This is a genomic window from Desulfosporosinus shakirovi, from assembly GCF_020595055.1.
In the GTDB taxonomy this organism is placed as follows: domain Bacteria; phylum Bacillota; class Desulfitobacteriia; order Desulfitobacteriales; family Desulfitobacteriaceae; genus Desulfosporosinus; species Desulfosporosinus shakirovi.
In genome coordinates this window covers 369,004-382,787 of sequence record NZ_JAJDOO010000001.1, presented here as the reverse complement: position 1 = coordinate 382,787, position 13,784 = coordinate 369,004, and the positions used below count along the sequence as shown (strand labels likewise).

General features: G+C 42.4%; 14 protein-coding genes. 5 read left to right on the top strand and 9 right to left on the bottom strand.

Annotated elements, in window-relative coordinates; all coding sequences use genetic code 11:
• Window positions 1–24: 24 nt before the first annotated feature.
• The 4 genes from LJE72_RS01885 (at window position 25) to LJE72_RS01870 (ending at window position 5,376) form a co-directional block, all read left to right on the top strand.
• Window positions 25–1,140 carry a cytochrome c biogenesis protein CcdA gene (locus tag LJE72_RS01885; protein ID WP_312038884.1) on the top strand — a complete coding sequence of 372 codons (1,116 nt, stop codon included), beginning with the start codon at window positions 25–27 and terminating at the stop codon, window positions 1,138–1,140.
• A 202-nt stretch (window positions 1,141–1,342) separates the two neighbouring features.
• Entirely contained in the window at window positions 1,343–2,035 is a 693-nt protein-coding gene (locus tag LJE72_RS01880; protein WP_229245749.1) for a response regulator transcription factor, read from the top strand.
• A 1-nt stretch (window position 2,036) separates the two neighbouring features.
• A complete protein-coding gene (locus LJE72_RS01875) occupies window positions 2,037–3,440 on the top strand; it encodes a sensor histidine kinase (RefSeq protein WP_229245748.1) in 1,404 nt (467 codons plus the stop codon).
• Between the two features lie 451 nt (window positions 3,441–3,891).
• A complete protein-coding gene (locus LJE72_RS01870; protein ID WP_229245741.1) occupies window positions 3,892–5,376 on the top strand; it encodes a nitrite/sulfite reductase in 1,485 nt (494 codons plus the stop codon).
• 215 nt (window positions 5,377–5,591) lie between these two features.
• On the opposite strand, the gene LJE72_RS01865 is transcribed toward LJE72_RS01870, so the two are convergent.
• The 9 genes from LJE72_RS01865 to LJE72_RS01825 form a co-directional block, all read right to left on the bottom strand.
• Window positions 5,592–5,864, bottom strand: a complete 273-nt coding sequence (locus LJE72_RS01865; RefSeq protein ID WP_229245739.1) for an SHOCT domain-containing protein — start codon at window positions 5,862–5,864, stop codon at window positions 5,592–5,594.
• A 70-nt stretch (window positions 5,865–5,934) separates the two neighbouring features.
• Window positions 5,935–6,153, bottom strand: a complete 219-nt coding sequence (locus tag LJE72_RS01860; RefSeq protein WP_229245737.1) for an SHOCT domain-containing protein — start codon at window positions 6,151–6,153, stop codon at window positions 5,935–5,937.
• A gap of 24 nt (window positions 6,154–6,177) precedes the next feature.
• Complete coding sequence (locus LJE72_RS01855; protein ID WP_229245735.1) at window positions 6,178–6,603, bottom strand: hypothetical protein; 426 nt, start codon at window positions 6,601–6,603, stop codon at window positions 6,178–6,180.
• A gap of 203 nt (window positions 6,604–6,806) precedes the next feature.
• Window positions 6,807–7,112 carry a 4Fe-4S binding protein gene (locus tag LJE72_RS01850; RefSeq protein ID WP_229245733.1) on the bottom strand — a complete coding sequence of 102 codons (306 nt, stop codon included), beginning with the start codon at window positions 7,110–7,112 and terminating at the stop codon, window positions 6,807–6,809.
• Window positions 7,113–7,129: 17 nt separating this feature from the next.
• A complete protein-coding gene (locus LJE72_RS01845; protein ID WP_229245731.1) occupies window positions 7,130–8,890 on the bottom strand; it encodes an adenylyl-sulfate reductase subunit alpha in 1,761 nt (586 codons plus the stop codon).
• A 23-nt stretch (window positions 8,891–8,913) separates the two neighbouring features.
• On the bottom strand, window positions 8,914–10,407 hold the full coding sequence (locus LJE72_RS01840; RefSeq protein ID WP_229245729.1) for an SLC13 family permease: 1,494 nt from the start codon (window positions 10,405–10,407) through the stop codon (window positions 8,914–8,916).
• A gap of 245 nt (window positions 10,408–10,652) precedes the next feature.
• The gene (locus LJE72_RS01835) at window positions 10,653–11,306 is read right to left on the bottom strand and encodes a Crp/Fnr family transcriptional regulator (RefSeq protein WP_229245727.1); all 654 of its coding nucleotides are present in this window, start codon (window positions 11,304–11,306) and stop codon (window positions 10,653–10,655) included.
• A gap of 606 nt (window positions 11,307–11,912) precedes the next feature.
• Entirely contained in the window at window positions 11,913–12,314 is a 402-nt protein-coding gene (locus tag LJE72_RS01830) for a PIN domain-containing protein (RefSeq protein WP_229245725.1), read from the bottom strand.
• The gene (locus tag LJE72_RS01825; protein ID WP_229245719.1) at window positions 12,307–12,594 is read right to left on the bottom strand and encodes an AbrB/MazE/SpoVT family DNA-binding domain-containing protein; all 288 of its coding nucleotides are present in this window, start codon (window positions 12,592–12,594) and stop codon (window positions 12,307–12,309) included. Before LJE72_RS01825 ends, LJE72_RS01830 begins: the two co-directional genes overlap by 8 nt.
• A 296-nt stretch (window positions 12,595–12,890) precedes the next feature.
• Here LJE72_RS01825 and LJE72_RS01820 point away from each other — a divergent pair, with 296 nt between their 5' ends.
• Window positions 12,891–13,757 (top strand): FAD binding domain-containing protein, encoded by an 867-nt coding sequence (locus LJE72_RS01820; protein WP_229245718.1) that lies wholly within the window; start codon window positions 12,891–12,893, stop codon window positions 13,755–13,757.
• The last annotated feature ends 27 nt before the right edge of the window (window positions 13,758–13,784 follow it).

Sequence of the window (13,784 nt, the reverse complement as noted above, 5' to 3'; positions counted from 1 at the left end):
AAATTATAGTAATGGGGTGTTATTATAAAGACAAAAATCAAATTACTTATAATGCTAACGGTTGCAATTTTATCCGTAATGGCTTTAGTAATTCCCAGATACACTGGCCCCTCAGAATTTCACGTAACTAATCAACCAATGGTTGCTTTCCAAGACGCCCAGAACTCTGAAAAACCAATTTTCCTGGAGTTTTATGCTAAATGGTGACCCAGCTGTAGGAGCATGGAGCCCGTGGTGCTGGCTCTAGAGAAAAAATATGGTGATAATACTAATTTTATTGTAGCTGATATTGATACCCCTCAAGGACAGGCTCTTGCTACGCAATTTGGCATCTACTATATCCCTGCTTTTTTCGTGATAAATGAGCAAGGGCAAGTTACTTATAACGATACTGGCCCTCAAAGTAAAAGCGCCTTAGATAATGCTCTCAACTTCGGTAATCCAAACGATACTTGGTACGGATCCTTCTTTAAAGATACTCTCCCGCGTGCTTTATCTAATGGTAGTTTAACCATCATACTGTTAGTTTTCTTAGGGGGATTAATGACCAGTCTAAGTCCTTGCATATTGTCGATGTTACCTGTCATGTTAGGATATATCGGCGGCTTGGAAAAACCCTCTAAAACTAAAAGTTTTATAACTTCAACATCCTTTGTCCTAGGCCTAGCCGTTACCTTTGCTATTTTAGGCATAGTAGCCTCATTATTAGGTAAAGCTTTTGGGCAGATTGGCCCTGCTTGGATTTATATCATTGGTTTTTTCTCTATTATCATGGGATTACAGTTAATTGGCGTTGTCAATATTAATTTGCCAGGTTTACAGGGTATGCCCGAGAAAAGGGGCGGAGTTTTTGGTTCTTTTGGAGTGGGCTTATTGTTTGGTCTGGTAGCTTCACCCTGTGCCACTCCCGTGTTAGCAGTTTTGATGACTTATGTAGCTGGTCAAGGTATGCTTTGGTATGGCGCTTTATTGCTCTTTATCTATGGGCTTGGCCATGGGCTACCGCTGATTATTGCGGGTACTTTTACTGCGGTTCTAAAGAGTTTACCCCGTTTACAAAAATGGGGGCACTATTTTACCTATCTGAGCGGCAGCCTGCTCATAGTGTTGGGTTTATACTTCTTCACGCGAACGAGTTAGTAATCTAATATCTGTATTCTCATCTTTCCAAGGATTCTTCTGAGTTATTGTTATGGGTTTTGAGTTTATTATTACTTGAAAGAGTAAGGTAACATAATACATAACCCAAAACTGAGAAGCATACGGATGTTACCAGTTTATGATATAAGTAAAGAAACATCTGACTAACTGGATTGCCGGGGTCAGTGAGAGGAGTCCATCGATGAGGATTTTACTGGTTGATGATGAAAAAAAGATAACCACCGTGCTTAAGGCTTACCTTCAACAAGAAGGTTTTCAAGTCAGCACCGCTATTAACGGACTTGTCGCTCTGACCATGTTTAAAGAAAACCCCTTTGACTTACTCATTCTGGATCTAATGCTCCCTGGCATGTCTGGAACAGAAATTTGCCGCGAGATTCGCAAAATATCCTCCGTACCCATTATCATGCTCACCGCTAAAGTCGAAGAAGAAGATCGTATCCAAGGCTTAAGTATCGGTGCAGATGATTACATTACAAAACCTTTTAGCCCTCGTGAAGTGGTTGCCCGGGTACGTGCCGTCTTACGTCGGGCAAATAATGATACTGCACCCCTTGCAGACGTGATTTCCTATGACAATGGCCTCACCATTGATAACATACAGTATGAGATTCGGCTGCAGGATCAAGAAATCTCGTTGACCCCAACCGAATTTAAGATTCTGGGTGCCTTAGCGAAAAATCCTGGACGAGTGTTATCTCGGGGTCAGTTGGTAGAAATTGTTCAAGGGCACAACTTTGACGGAGATGACCGCGTGATTGATGCTCATATTAAAAAGATCCGTCAAAAGATTGAAACTACTCCCAGCAACCCACAAATTATTTTGACTGTCTACGGTATTGGCTACAAGTTTAACCCGAATGCGGAGGGATAAAATGCGCACAAAATTATTTCTTTCCACCTTGATCATCGCGCTGATCACCTTAACTTTCAGCATGCTTTCCGTGAACTTTGTCTTCAAACAACAGTTTAGTAACTACTTGACTCAGGTTAATGAAGCGACTTTGGACCAGTTACCCTTACGTCTGAGTTCGCTATATCAGACCACCGGCACTTGGGATCCTGCACTTCTAAACGAAATAAGTCATTCCCTCCCGACGGGTACAGTTGTTACTCTGACAGATCCCAACGGCAAGCTCATTGCCACGTTAAGCAACCCCATGGATAATATGATGCACGGTCAAGACCAGATGGGTATGGGTATGGGTATGGGCATGGGTATGTCTTCCCACACCACTACAAATTGGAAAACTAAAACCTTCACAGTGTCAGGACCCCTTGGCAATTTAGCCATAGCAGAGGTTCGCTACCCTGCTACCGCACAGAGTCTCAATCCCCAAGATGTCCGCTTCCAATCTGCAGTCTTTCGCTCTCTGCTTTTCGCTGGAGGATTGGCCCTTCTATTTGGGATTCTTCTCAGTTACTTTACAAGCCTCAGGCTCGTCGCTCCACTCAAACGCTTAACACAAGCTGCCAATCGTATTGGTCATGGACATCTTGACGAACGCGTTTCCCTTCGTTCCAAAGATGAGGTCGGGGAACTGGCAAACGCTTTTAATGCGATGGCTGACAATTTAAATCGACAAGAAACCATGCGCAAACAGTTTACCGCCGATATTGCCCACGAACTGCGCACTCCCTTGACCTCGATCAAAAGCTATATTGAAGCCTTCCAAGACAACGTCCTTCCTGCCAATCATGGAAATCTCTCTTCTATAAATGAGGAGATTAACCGTCTAGTCGACTTGTCAAGCGATCTAAAAGACCTAAATGTTGCAGAAATAGGCGGATTACACCTAAATCTTGAACTTGTGGACATAACACATCTTCTTGAAAAAATCATCCACAGCCTTTACCCTCTTATCCAGGAAAAAAACTTGACTCTGAATTGGAACACTCCCGAGAAACCCGTTACTGCGGTGGGGGATGATCGCCTTCTGACTCGACTCTTCTACAATCTGGTTCACAATGCCTATCGATACTCAAACCCAGGCGGTCAGATTAGCGTTACTCTTACACAAATGCAGGATTATGCAGAAATCAAGATTATGAACACAGGCATAGGCATCTCGGAAGACGACCTACTTCTAATATTCGAGCGTTTTTACCGAGCTGACCAATCCAGAACCCGTGAGACAGGTGGGACCGGAATTGGTCTGGCGCTGGTCCGTCAGATTACGGACCTCCATCAAGGTACGATCTCTGTACAGAGTAAAGTCGGTCAGGAGACGGAATTTGTCCTTAAGCTTCCCAAAGATATAAAGGTGGCTGAGGAGTAGAAAAACCACCCCTCTGTCAAAGGACAGTGAGCTCGTTCAGCTAAAGCTGAACATCGAGACTTCGGTGGCATAAGTCTCCGGTGGAGATTATCGCCGATTAAGAGAAGATAAGAATACCTTCATATCATAATTAAGGGTATTCTTATCTTTATATTTTTATAGGAGACTCACCGGTTTTAAGTAAACTATCAGATTTACATGGGCAAAGGATTTTAGGCAATGTCATCCTTAGCCATGAAAAATTAACCATCTACCCCGTAAAATAGATAGTGCTTATGTCTATGCTCTTTAAGTGTTTCTAAAGTCAGCCAAAGAAAATTCAAAGCCCAGACGGATCGACTTGGTACTTTATGACAACTGGGTTATTAGGCCTAGACAAATACCCCTTTTTGTAGTATTGTTCCTTTATAATTATATCCAAGTAATTCGCTATGTTTAGGATGCATTCACTTTGACTAAGGTTTGGGCAAAGGATTATAATAAGCTAAATGACTTTGAGAAAACAAAACTAAAGCAAGATGGTTTGGACGTTATTAATAAACTTTCACAGTTCAAAGAATACGGATTTGAATCTATACATCCTAAAGAGCTTGATCTTCTAAAATGGGTAGGTGCATATATACAAAGACCGAGGGCTGAGGGATACTTTATGATGCGAATAAAGATTCCTAGTGGGATTTTGAATTCCGATCAAGCAAGGGTATTAGCACGTATTGCAAAAGATTATGGTCGCGGGATCCTTGACTTGACTACACGCCAGGCCATCCAATTCCATTGGCTTACGATAGAAACTATCCCGGTAGTAATGAATATCCTTGAACAAGCAGAACTTGACACGATCGAAGCTTGTGGTGACTGTCCTCGAACAGTTACAGGGAATCCTCTTGCAGGAATAGACCCCAATGAAATGATAGATACTCGGGAGATTGTTCAGCAAGTCTTCCAATACTTTCAGGGGAACAAAGAGTTTTCAAATCTCCCCCGGAAGTTCAAAATTTTAATTTCGGCCAATGTTTATAATACAGCACATGCTGAAATTAATGATCTGGCATTCACACCTGCGGTTAAGAAAGATAGGGAAAATGAAATTTACGGATTTCATGTCAGTGTTGGTGGTGGGCTGTCAACCCAACCTTATCTAGCTCAAAAGTTAAGTCTGTTTGTACGCCCTCATGAAGTATTAAAGATTTCCATTGCCGTAGCGACAATTTTTAGAGATCATGGCTATCGAAATAATCGTCGAAAATCCAGACTGAAATTTCTTGTGGCAGATTGGGGAAGAGAGAAATTTGAAGCAGAGCTTCTAAAACTGACTGGCCCTCTTGAACCCAGCGGAATTGACCTAACTCGCGGATGGAATGCAGGCTATATTTACGGGTTTCATCCGCAAATACAACCGGGGCTCAATTATATGGGCCTGTCAATACCTCTTGGCCGCTTAACTGCAGAAGAGCTGCTTGAAATCGCTCAATGTGCTGATGAGTACGGAGATGGTTCTATACGGACTTGCCTTTCCAAAAATCTAGTGCTCGGTAACATTCCGACTGAAAATATCGAAGCTCTCCTAGCGAAAAAAATCCTTAAGCGTTTTTCACCCAATCCAAAGCCCTTTTTGGGATATACACTTTCCTGCACCGGTAAGGAATTCTGTAATTTAGCTTTCGTCGAAACAAAGAGTCTTGCGCTAAAATTAGCAAAACACTTGGATGAAAAAATCACTCTAGATACCCCGCTTCGCATTCATGTGAATGGTTGCCTTAATTCTTGCGGTCAATTGCAAATTGCCGATATTGGATTAAACGGTACAATAGGCAAGTGGAATGGGAAGATGGTCGAGAAATTCGAGCTCTCTATTGGAGGAAGCCTCGGAATAAACGCTGGCTTTGCAACCCCGCTCCAAGAGCGGTTCCATCCGAAAGAGTTCACGAGGTTTTAGAGGATTTTATCAAGTTTTATAAAAATCAACGATCTTCCCAAGAGTCGTTCCATGATTTTGTTTCACGGCTCGGAAGTGAATCCTTCCAAGAACTTCTTAATCCCTATATGGAATCCCCAGATAAATCAGCTTGTTTTTGAAGAAATTAACGATGTTCATAGTAAGACATAAAAGTGGCTAAGGAATCAATCCTCAGCCACTTTTATAGTCTTTATTCATTTACTCTCTAAATCTTGTTTCCTGCCCTGGAATTCCTCAGAATCTATCTCGCCACGCGCATATCGTTCGCGCAAGATGTCCATAGCACTATGCTTACCTGTTGCCACATGTGAGGCATTTCGACGAAATAGATAGATACCCAAAAGGATAATCCCAATCCCAAAGATGAGATTCATTCCTATTCCCGCCATACCCATCATCCCATAGCCGCCGCTACCGTAACCGCTATATCCCCAACCACCCATCATATTACCCCATCCACCCATCATGTAAATTCCTCCTTCAAACTCATTTCATTAACTCAACCGAGACATTCCCTCAATAATAAGTAACCATTTTTTATTCTTTCTTAATAGATACGTACTGTTTTTGCCCCGAGAGCTCTTGTTTTCTTTCTAGGTATTCCTCTCTTTGAATCTCACCAAGTGCATATCGTTCATTTAAGATATCCAGTGAATTCACCTGAGATTGATGGCCCGTACAACATGATGCCCCAGAACTAGATGGATTAAATATCCAATAAGCAATAACGACTAATAGTATTAAACCAATCATCATTTAAGCTCTCTCCTTTTTAATTATTTACCTTGACCCCATTCCATTTCCATTCATCATAGACCCGCGAACATTGCTCCTACCACTGCTGTTGGTCATCATGCTCACTCCATAATTACTCATAAATTCGTTCATGCTATCAAGGTTCTCTTGCCCCATTTGAGCTCTAACCCCTGGATCAGAATTCATAAGTTCTTGCATTTTCTCAAAATCGCCTGTTTGCATCGCATTCTGCATTCCCTGCGAATTATGAAGGTTTTGCATTTCTGTCGAATTCATAAGCTCTTGGTGTTGATCAGCCGAAAAATTCCTTTGCATGTATCCTTGCATTTCTCCAAACCATCCACTTCCTTGCTGCTGAGACGTTTCTGCCAAGGCCGGCAAAGCCATGAGCCCCAGAACTAATGTTGCGGTTCCTACGATCACGGTAATTCTTTCACTAAATTTTTTCATTGAATATTCCTCCCAATCGATTATTAATTTTTGTTACCTTTTCTGTGAATCTGCTGTTCTTCTATGTCCTTAGTCTAACTCTCTGATACGATTAACTCATGAAAGAGTTGTGAATTTCTTATGAATAAGGGACCCTGATTTAAAAAATCAGAGTCCCTTTAAAATACCATCGCTTCTTGTTCCACTTTACCAAAATTATGGATTTATTTATTGTGCGTCCTTACCAAGAACTTATCCACCTTACCATTAATATCGATGCAGGTCCACTCGATTTCTTTTTCTCTCACCTTAGGAATAAGTCTAGCTGGATAGTACCCCAACTGATAAGGAATTCTAGTTTCAATGGCCTCGAATCGGCAGGCTTTTACACAGGCCATGCAGTCCCAACAATCTCTTTTAGCCCGGCAAAAGGCTTTCTTCTCCTCATTTAGTTCCATTAAATCTCCTGGACAGATCTCTTCACATTTTCCGCACCCTTGGCATTTGTCTTTATATACTACTGGTGGCATTTCGTCACCCTCCTTTCTTAAGCTTTTAAACGATCGCCTGGGATAATTTGTTCATAGGGGCGAGTAAACATTTCTACGTCTCCAGTTTCAGGATTATAACGAGAGTTTACAAAGCAATCGAATTTTTGATTATTCTTTTCCGGGAAATCTGCCCTGGTCTGCCATCCTGCCCATCTTGTTTCTTCACGATACATCAGGTGGTGCACCAGCACTTGAGCCACATCTAATCGGTCGATGACTTCGTGAGCATCCATCAACTCATGAAGATCCGTGGCGATTAGGTATTTGACTTGATCCTTCAAAGTCTTGAGATTATGCAGGGCATATTCCAGGCCTTCTTTGTTCATTCGGAAAAATTGGTGTACCCCCCCGGCATACTCATCCATCAGCCGCTGAAGCCTTTCTTCCATTTCTCGAGGTTTAACACCATCACCCACGGAAATATTGCGGAAACCAGGTGCAAAAATTCGGTCCTTCTCCTTCGCAATTTGCTCCTCGTTAAGGTTACCCTGCTTGACACTGGCCACATAGTCTACGGCGGCCCTAGCGGATAAGAGTCCCTCAGCGGCACAACCACCCACAAATTTATTGGGTGTGCCACCCGCTACATCCCCACAGGCATATAATCCCGGTAAGGTAGTCGCTCTTTTTACATCAACCCAGTAACCGCTCGCCGTATGCCCACCAACAATATATGGATCGGAGCCATATATTTCAATGGGTTCCTTTTTTAAATCCTGGGCTCGGCTGGCAAGGAATAAGACATAACTGGGGCGCTCATTCAAATAATCGTATTTCATGTCATGGATTTGGTCTGAAGTCATGTGGGTGGTATCCACATAGCAAGGACCACGACCCTCACGCCACTCATCCATCGGCGCGTTAGCCCGGATATAGCGGGGAGCGGCATCCCCCCCTAGGTGCGCGTAACGCGTTTTTAGAATTTGCTCGCCCTTGCAGTTAATCATGGGTGTTTTATAACCCACTGAAATGGTATCGATGGGGCCATTAAAATCTTTGGTTCGGGTGGCACACCAGCGCATTTCAAAGGTGGTCATTTCAGCACCTTGGCGGATACCAATCGCAAAACCGGTCCCTACATTAAAGGGGGCATACCAGAGCTGGTGGTGGCTGTCATTACCATCGTTTTGGTAGGGCTTATACAAACCAGCTGCGCCACCAGTAGCTATAATGGTGGCCTTAGCTCGTATGATGTATACCTTGCCGTCTCTCACACCAAAACCAATAGCGCCAATGACTTTATTGCCCTCCATCAGGTAATTGGTAGCGACTACACGATTTATAATTTCACAGCCAGTTTGACGGGTCTTTTCTGCCAAAATAACTTTCATCTCAGAACCACTGATCGTGATATCCCATTTGCCTCTGGTTTTATATTCATCGCCGTCTTCTTCATATTTAATGGGCATACCCCACTCTTCCCATTCTTCGATAGGCTTGTTTAAAACTTCTGCCATCGAAATGGTCAAGTCTTCACGGATCAGCCCACCGGCCTGAGAGCGACTCCAACGCACGAAGTCTTCGATGGTACGATCTTTTTTAATATAGGTGTTAATCGCATCCATACCACCGGCTAAGCATCCACTGCGGTCGATGTGTGCTTTCTCCATTAAAGTCACTTTCAAATCAGAGTTGAGACGCTTAGCTTCAATGGCAGCGAAACAACCGGCATTTCCTGCTCCGATAATTAGAATGTCAGTATCAATGCGGACCTCTTCAATTTTTTCCACGGATTGGGGTAAACTTGCTCTTGCCATTTAAATTTTCCTCCTTTTAATCATTATGGAGTGGGCACCCAGATGGGATAACCTGTGAATGCATACCAGGGCACCATGATAAAGACCATATAGAGTATTACCATTAAGGTGAAGGGAGCACCGACTTTAACAAATTCGCCAAAGGTAAACTCCTCAGTTCCATAGGCGATCAGACAGGCAGTTACCGAGATAGGCAAGACAAAGGCGTAGCTATCCACATTTAAGACCATCATTGTAAAGGCGACAGTGTTCAGCTCAAGCATAGGAGCCATTGCTGCTACAATCGGAGCCAGCAGGGTCACAGCCGCAACATTACTCACAATCCCTAAACGGCTAATTTGTACTACCACACAGATGAAGATACTAACGCCTATCCAACCCCAAGCAGGTGCTAAACCCACCAGGTGAGAGGCAATCCACTTGTCCACACCCGTCTTTTCAAAGGCGGATACCAGAGACAGGGAACCACAGAGCAACAACCATGTACCAAAGATCGTATTGGATTGTACCCTTTTCCAAGAAAGGTTAGTAAGCCCCGGAATAAAGAGTACCATCACGGCCACAAGAGCAACTAAGGCCATTTTATAACCATGAATTTGTTCCGTCGCCCATAAGGAAATTGCAATCCCAAAGGTAACTAAGACAATCCATTCAGCAGTATTCATTTTACCCATAGCTTCTTTTTGGCGCCTGATTTCAGTAATACCGCCAGGAACTTCAATATTCTTTGATTTCATGATCCAATTAACCCAGTAATACATGATTACCAAAATACCTAGCAATGGCCAATTCATCCAACCCCAGGTACCCCAAGTAATCACGTCTTTTTTCACAGCCTGATTAATGGTTTGGGCTATGATGACATTTGACATATGACTGTGCATCAGAATAGTCCCGCTAGCCAGTGAGGCAAAACCGATGCCAACCATCGTAAATACTTTCCTTGCCCTAGCACCTTCGCCAGCTTTCTCAAACAAACTGTTTAGACCTTGAATAATTGGCAGGAAAAGTGCTCCCCTGGCATTGGTGGCAGGTACGAGTACTGCAGTAACCAGGTGAGCTCCAATTATACCTTTTAGGACACTACCAACGTTAGGTTTAACTCTTGAAACGATAGTGAGTGCAATCCGCTTGTCTAATCCAGTAGTCTGCATAACAGCAGCTAGAATAAAACAGCCAAGAATGAGGAAGGTAACGTTACTGGTAAAGCCACTAAAGGCTTCAGGTAGTTTTGTAGCTGCTCCTGTCAAGGATAATAAGACCGGTATCATCAGTCCGGAAACCGCTAGAGGCAATCCATCGCTCAACCAAATAATTGTAGCCCAACCCATCACAGCCAAGGCTGCTCGACCACCCTCGGTAAGACTCTCGGAAGTAGGAACCAGTATTAAGATTGCCGCAAAAACCAACCAAGAAAGAATAAATCCTGGTAAGGCATACTTACTTCTGCCAGTTTCGGTAGATTTCGCTTTAACATTCGCACTCTGTGCATTTGCTTGTAAAGCGGGCTCCGTCATTTATAACCCCTCCATTTCTTCGTATGTTAGTAAAAATAACCTATTCGATTTTGACCTTATAGCTCACCCCTTTGTTCTATTGGTATGTGAAGATTTTAACAATAACAATTGTTGCTTAAAACCAAATTGAAGACACTTTTTTGTCATGTTAACGACAAAAAAAATCCAGCCGATAAAAAAAGGTCCTTTAATAGACCTCCATTTTGTCGGCTGGATTACATTTTGTGGGACAATGTGTTATCTCATTATTCCTGAATCCATAGTTTTAGCTTGTTTGGGTTTACCCCAACAATCTCTCTACCTTCATATTGGATGCTTCCGTCTTCCTTAAGTAAATTGAGCAGAGACGAAATCGTTTGACGTGCCGAACCTATAACACAGGCCAGTTCTTCCTGAGTAACCCGTAAACGCACTCGAATAATATCATCTTCACTTTTATCCCCTGCACGTTCTGCCATAGTCAACAGAAGAATAGCCAACCTCCCTTGAATGGGATTCATTATAAAATCATAGATTGTATTCTGGGCTTCTCTTAATCTATCACTCATTAATCTGATTAACTTCTCGGAAAACTCAGGCATTTCGCAAAGCATCTTTTTAAAGCCATCCTTCCAGATAATCAAGATCGAGACATTGTCCATTGCCTCAGCACTATACTCTCTCTCATTGATATTACTAAGTACTTCAGCTAAACCAATAAAGTCACCCGGATAACGGATCGCAACAGACACCTGACGGCCATCCGATGTAGTGCGGTATATTTTAACCAACCCACTTTTTATGTAATAGACTTCATTGGCCTTTTGACTAGTTGAAAAAATAATCTGTCCTTTTGGGTATTTAATCTCTGAAGATATTTCATTTAAATACTTCAATTCTCCCTCTGTTATCTGAAACATTATTTTCCCCCTCTTTGCGTTTGCTGTTCACATTGGAAAAAGTCGGTAATTACCGACTTTATTCTCTTAACTATATTATCATACCATTTACTCATTCGACCCGCTTAAGTCCTCCTCTGGGGTCTTGATTAAATCACATTCACTATGCTCAAATTCTTCCCCAGGGATCTCGGACATTAGATTTGCCTTTTTCAGTAGCGAAAATGTCATCTTCAGTCACTGACCTTACCGACCCTTGTCCACTCATTAAACAAGGTATTTAAACTTTATGTAATATTATCTCAATCGAAGATGCAATTATGTAGCTCAATTTCTGCATGAGCAAATTATTCTACTCGTAAAGAATCTTACATTTGTGATAAAACTGCCTATATTATAAAAAGGGGCCGTAACGAAACTTGAGATTTTTTCAAGCTGGTGGTGCGTTATCCCAAAATAGAGGACTGTACACCTTTGAAGTGGTGAACAGTCCTCTAATATATCAGGGGATTACAAATAGAGTGGGGATGTAATAAACCGGAAAACAAGTTTCGTTACATCCCCATTTTTAGTAGGCAACTTGTAGTATCTCTATGTTCAAAAGTGCAAGCCTTATATTAAAATATCTTATGGTCTGTAAAATTCACAGTCAAGTTTCCTAAAATCTTTAGAATTCCATGTCAATATGGGTAGGTCTAGACTTCTTGATTTCTGGGCTAAGTAAACGTCAACTAAATCTACGTTTACTTCATGAAAACGAAATAAAACGCGCTGCATCAGATTATCTTCTTCGAGTTCAACTCCGTCAGATTCAACAAAATCCTCAAATACTTGCAAAATCGCTTTTTTTTCGAATCCATATACTTTGCGTAAGACCCAATAGGCTTCAAGTAGAACGAGTGACAAAATATAAAACGTAGTGTCTCCTTGTTCATTGAGTTGTACTAATTGCTCCATTTGAGAGTCATCGTCTTTTGTGAATAAACGAATCAGGATGTTAGTGTCAGCTATCATCATCTGTTTATTCATCGTCCAACTCTTTTAAGCGACTGTCAATCTCTTTTGCCCGTTCTGTTGTAGCTAATTTAATGGCTTCATTAATATCTATGGAGGAGGCGGGCTTGAGGGCTCCCATGACCCCGCGAATTGATTTTTTGGTCTTAGGCTGGACTTCAATAATTTTTTCGCTTTCATCTAAGACAAAAGCCAATCTGTCTCCTTCTTTAATATTTAAGAGAGTTCTCAGTTCAACTGGAATAGTTAACTGTCCTTTGCTGGTTAACTTACCAGAGAGAAGTTGCTTTGCCATATTTATCTCCCTCCATCATAAAAGTATTACCTATATTGTAAGTAATACTTTTACATAAGTAAGTTTTACCAGTTTGGTTTCAGCTTAAATGCCTAAGCTTGATTAATACAGTAAAGGATAAATTTTTGCTAACAACAAGGAAGGGATACGCGCACTAAATATCGAATATTTAGAACAATTAAGTTCGAGGATCCTGGTTAGATAAATGGTAAAACGAAGGCGGTCACCGAGGAGGAAACAGAGAACCACCATGTTCCCTTCATGTCTGTAAGAAGAGAAATAGAGGAGTTTTTAGGATGACGAAATGTGAGTTTGTTTGTCCGGCGACAGTTGAGGAAGGTATTGAGACTATTTCTCGAATTAATGAGGACGTGGTTTTTATAAGTGGTGGCACAGATCTTGTCATTAAGTTACAAGGGGGACAAATACGGCCTGCCTGGCTTATGGATCTTTCCTTGATTCCGGAACTGAAATTCATAAAGGAAGTTGAGGGAAGGGTGAGGATCGGGAGCGGGACAACCTTTACCCAAATCAGTGAAAGTGATTTGCTGAGAGGGAAGGCTCGGTGTTTAAGCCGGGCGGCATCTCAGGTTGGGTCTGCTCAAATCCGAAACAGAGCTACTATTGGCGGAAATATTGCGAACGCCTCCCCTGCCGGGGACAGTTTGCCTGCTTTGCTGGTTCTGGAAGCGTGGATCAATATTGCCGGACCACAGGGTATGCGGAGAGTGCCCTTTGCTCAGTTCCAAGGGGGAGAGGGTCAAGGTTTGCAGCAGAAGGAATTGATAACAGAGATTGATTTCCCAATCCGGAAATCCCAGGGGGGAGCGGGAATTATCAGCGCTTTTGGGAAAATCGGAAGTCGTACTGCGGTTTCAATTGCCCGTTTGAATATGGCGGCAATGGTGGAATATGACCCGGAGGAACAAAAAATCCTTTCCTCAAGATGGGCTGTGGGGGCTTTAGGACCCATCCCCTTTCGTTTAGAGGAATTGGAGCGGGGATTACAAGGCAAGCAGGTTAATTCGGATTTCGCAGAGGAAGTTGCCGACCATTTAACAACTGCAGTTGACCGAGCTATTCCCGGCCGTGCTTCCCAAGAGTATAAACGTCAGGCTATTCGAGGCTTAGCTTACGATCTTCTGGAGGATTTGCTCCCTTAACCCTAAAGGGATTATCTTAAAAAAGAG

Bases quoted from the DNA above. Each gene is read 5' to 3' on its own strand.
- LJE72_RS01860 (WP_229245737.1), bottom strand. From the start codon at position 6,153: ATGATGATTGGTTTAATACTATTAGTCGTTATTGCTTATTGGATATTT.
- LJE72_RS01840 (WP_229245729.1), bottom strand. From the start codon at position 10,407: ATGACGGAGCCCGCTTTACAAGCAAATGCACAGAGTGCGAATGTTAAA.
- LJE72_RS01875 (WP_229245748.1), top strand. From the start codon at position 2,037: ATGCGCACAAAATTATTTCTTTCCACCTTGATCATCGCGCTGATCACC.
- LJE72_RS01880 (WP_229245749.1), top strand. From the start codon at position 1,343: ATGAGGATTTTACTGGTTGATGATGAAAAAAAGATAACCACCGTGCTT.
- LJE72_RS01845 (WP_229245731.1), bottom strand. From the start codon at position 8,890: ATGGCAAGAGCAAGTTTACCCCAATCCGTGGAAAAAATTGAAGAGGTC.
- LJE72_RS01835 (WP_229245727.1), bottom strand. From the start codon at position 11,306: ATGTTTCAGATAACAGAGGGAGAATTGAAGTATTTAAATGAAATATCT.
- LJE72_RS01830 (WP_229245725.1), bottom strand. From the start codon at position 12,314: ATGAATAAACAGATGATGATAGCTGACACTAACATCCTGATTCGTTTA.
- LJE72_RS01850 (WP_229245733.1), bottom strand. From the start codon at position 7,112: ATGCCACCAGTAGTATATAAAGACAAATGCCAAGGGTGCGGAAAATGT.
- LJE72_RS01820 (WP_229245718.1), top strand. From the start codon at position 12,891: ATGACGAAATGTGAGTTTGTTTGTCCGGCGACAGTTGAGGAAGGTATT.
- LJE72_RS01825 (WP_229245719.1), bottom strand. From the start codon at position 12,594: ATGGCAAAGCAACTTCTCTCTGGTAAGTTAACCAGCAAAGGACAGTTA.
- LJE72_RS01865 (WP_229245739.1), bottom strand. From the start codon at position 5,864: ATGATGGGTGGATGGGGTAATATGATGGGTGGTTGGGGATATAGCGGT.
- LJE72_RS01855 (WP_229245735.1), bottom strand. From the start codon at position 6,603: ATGAAAAAATTTAGTGAAAGAATTACCGTGATCGTAGGAACCGCAACA.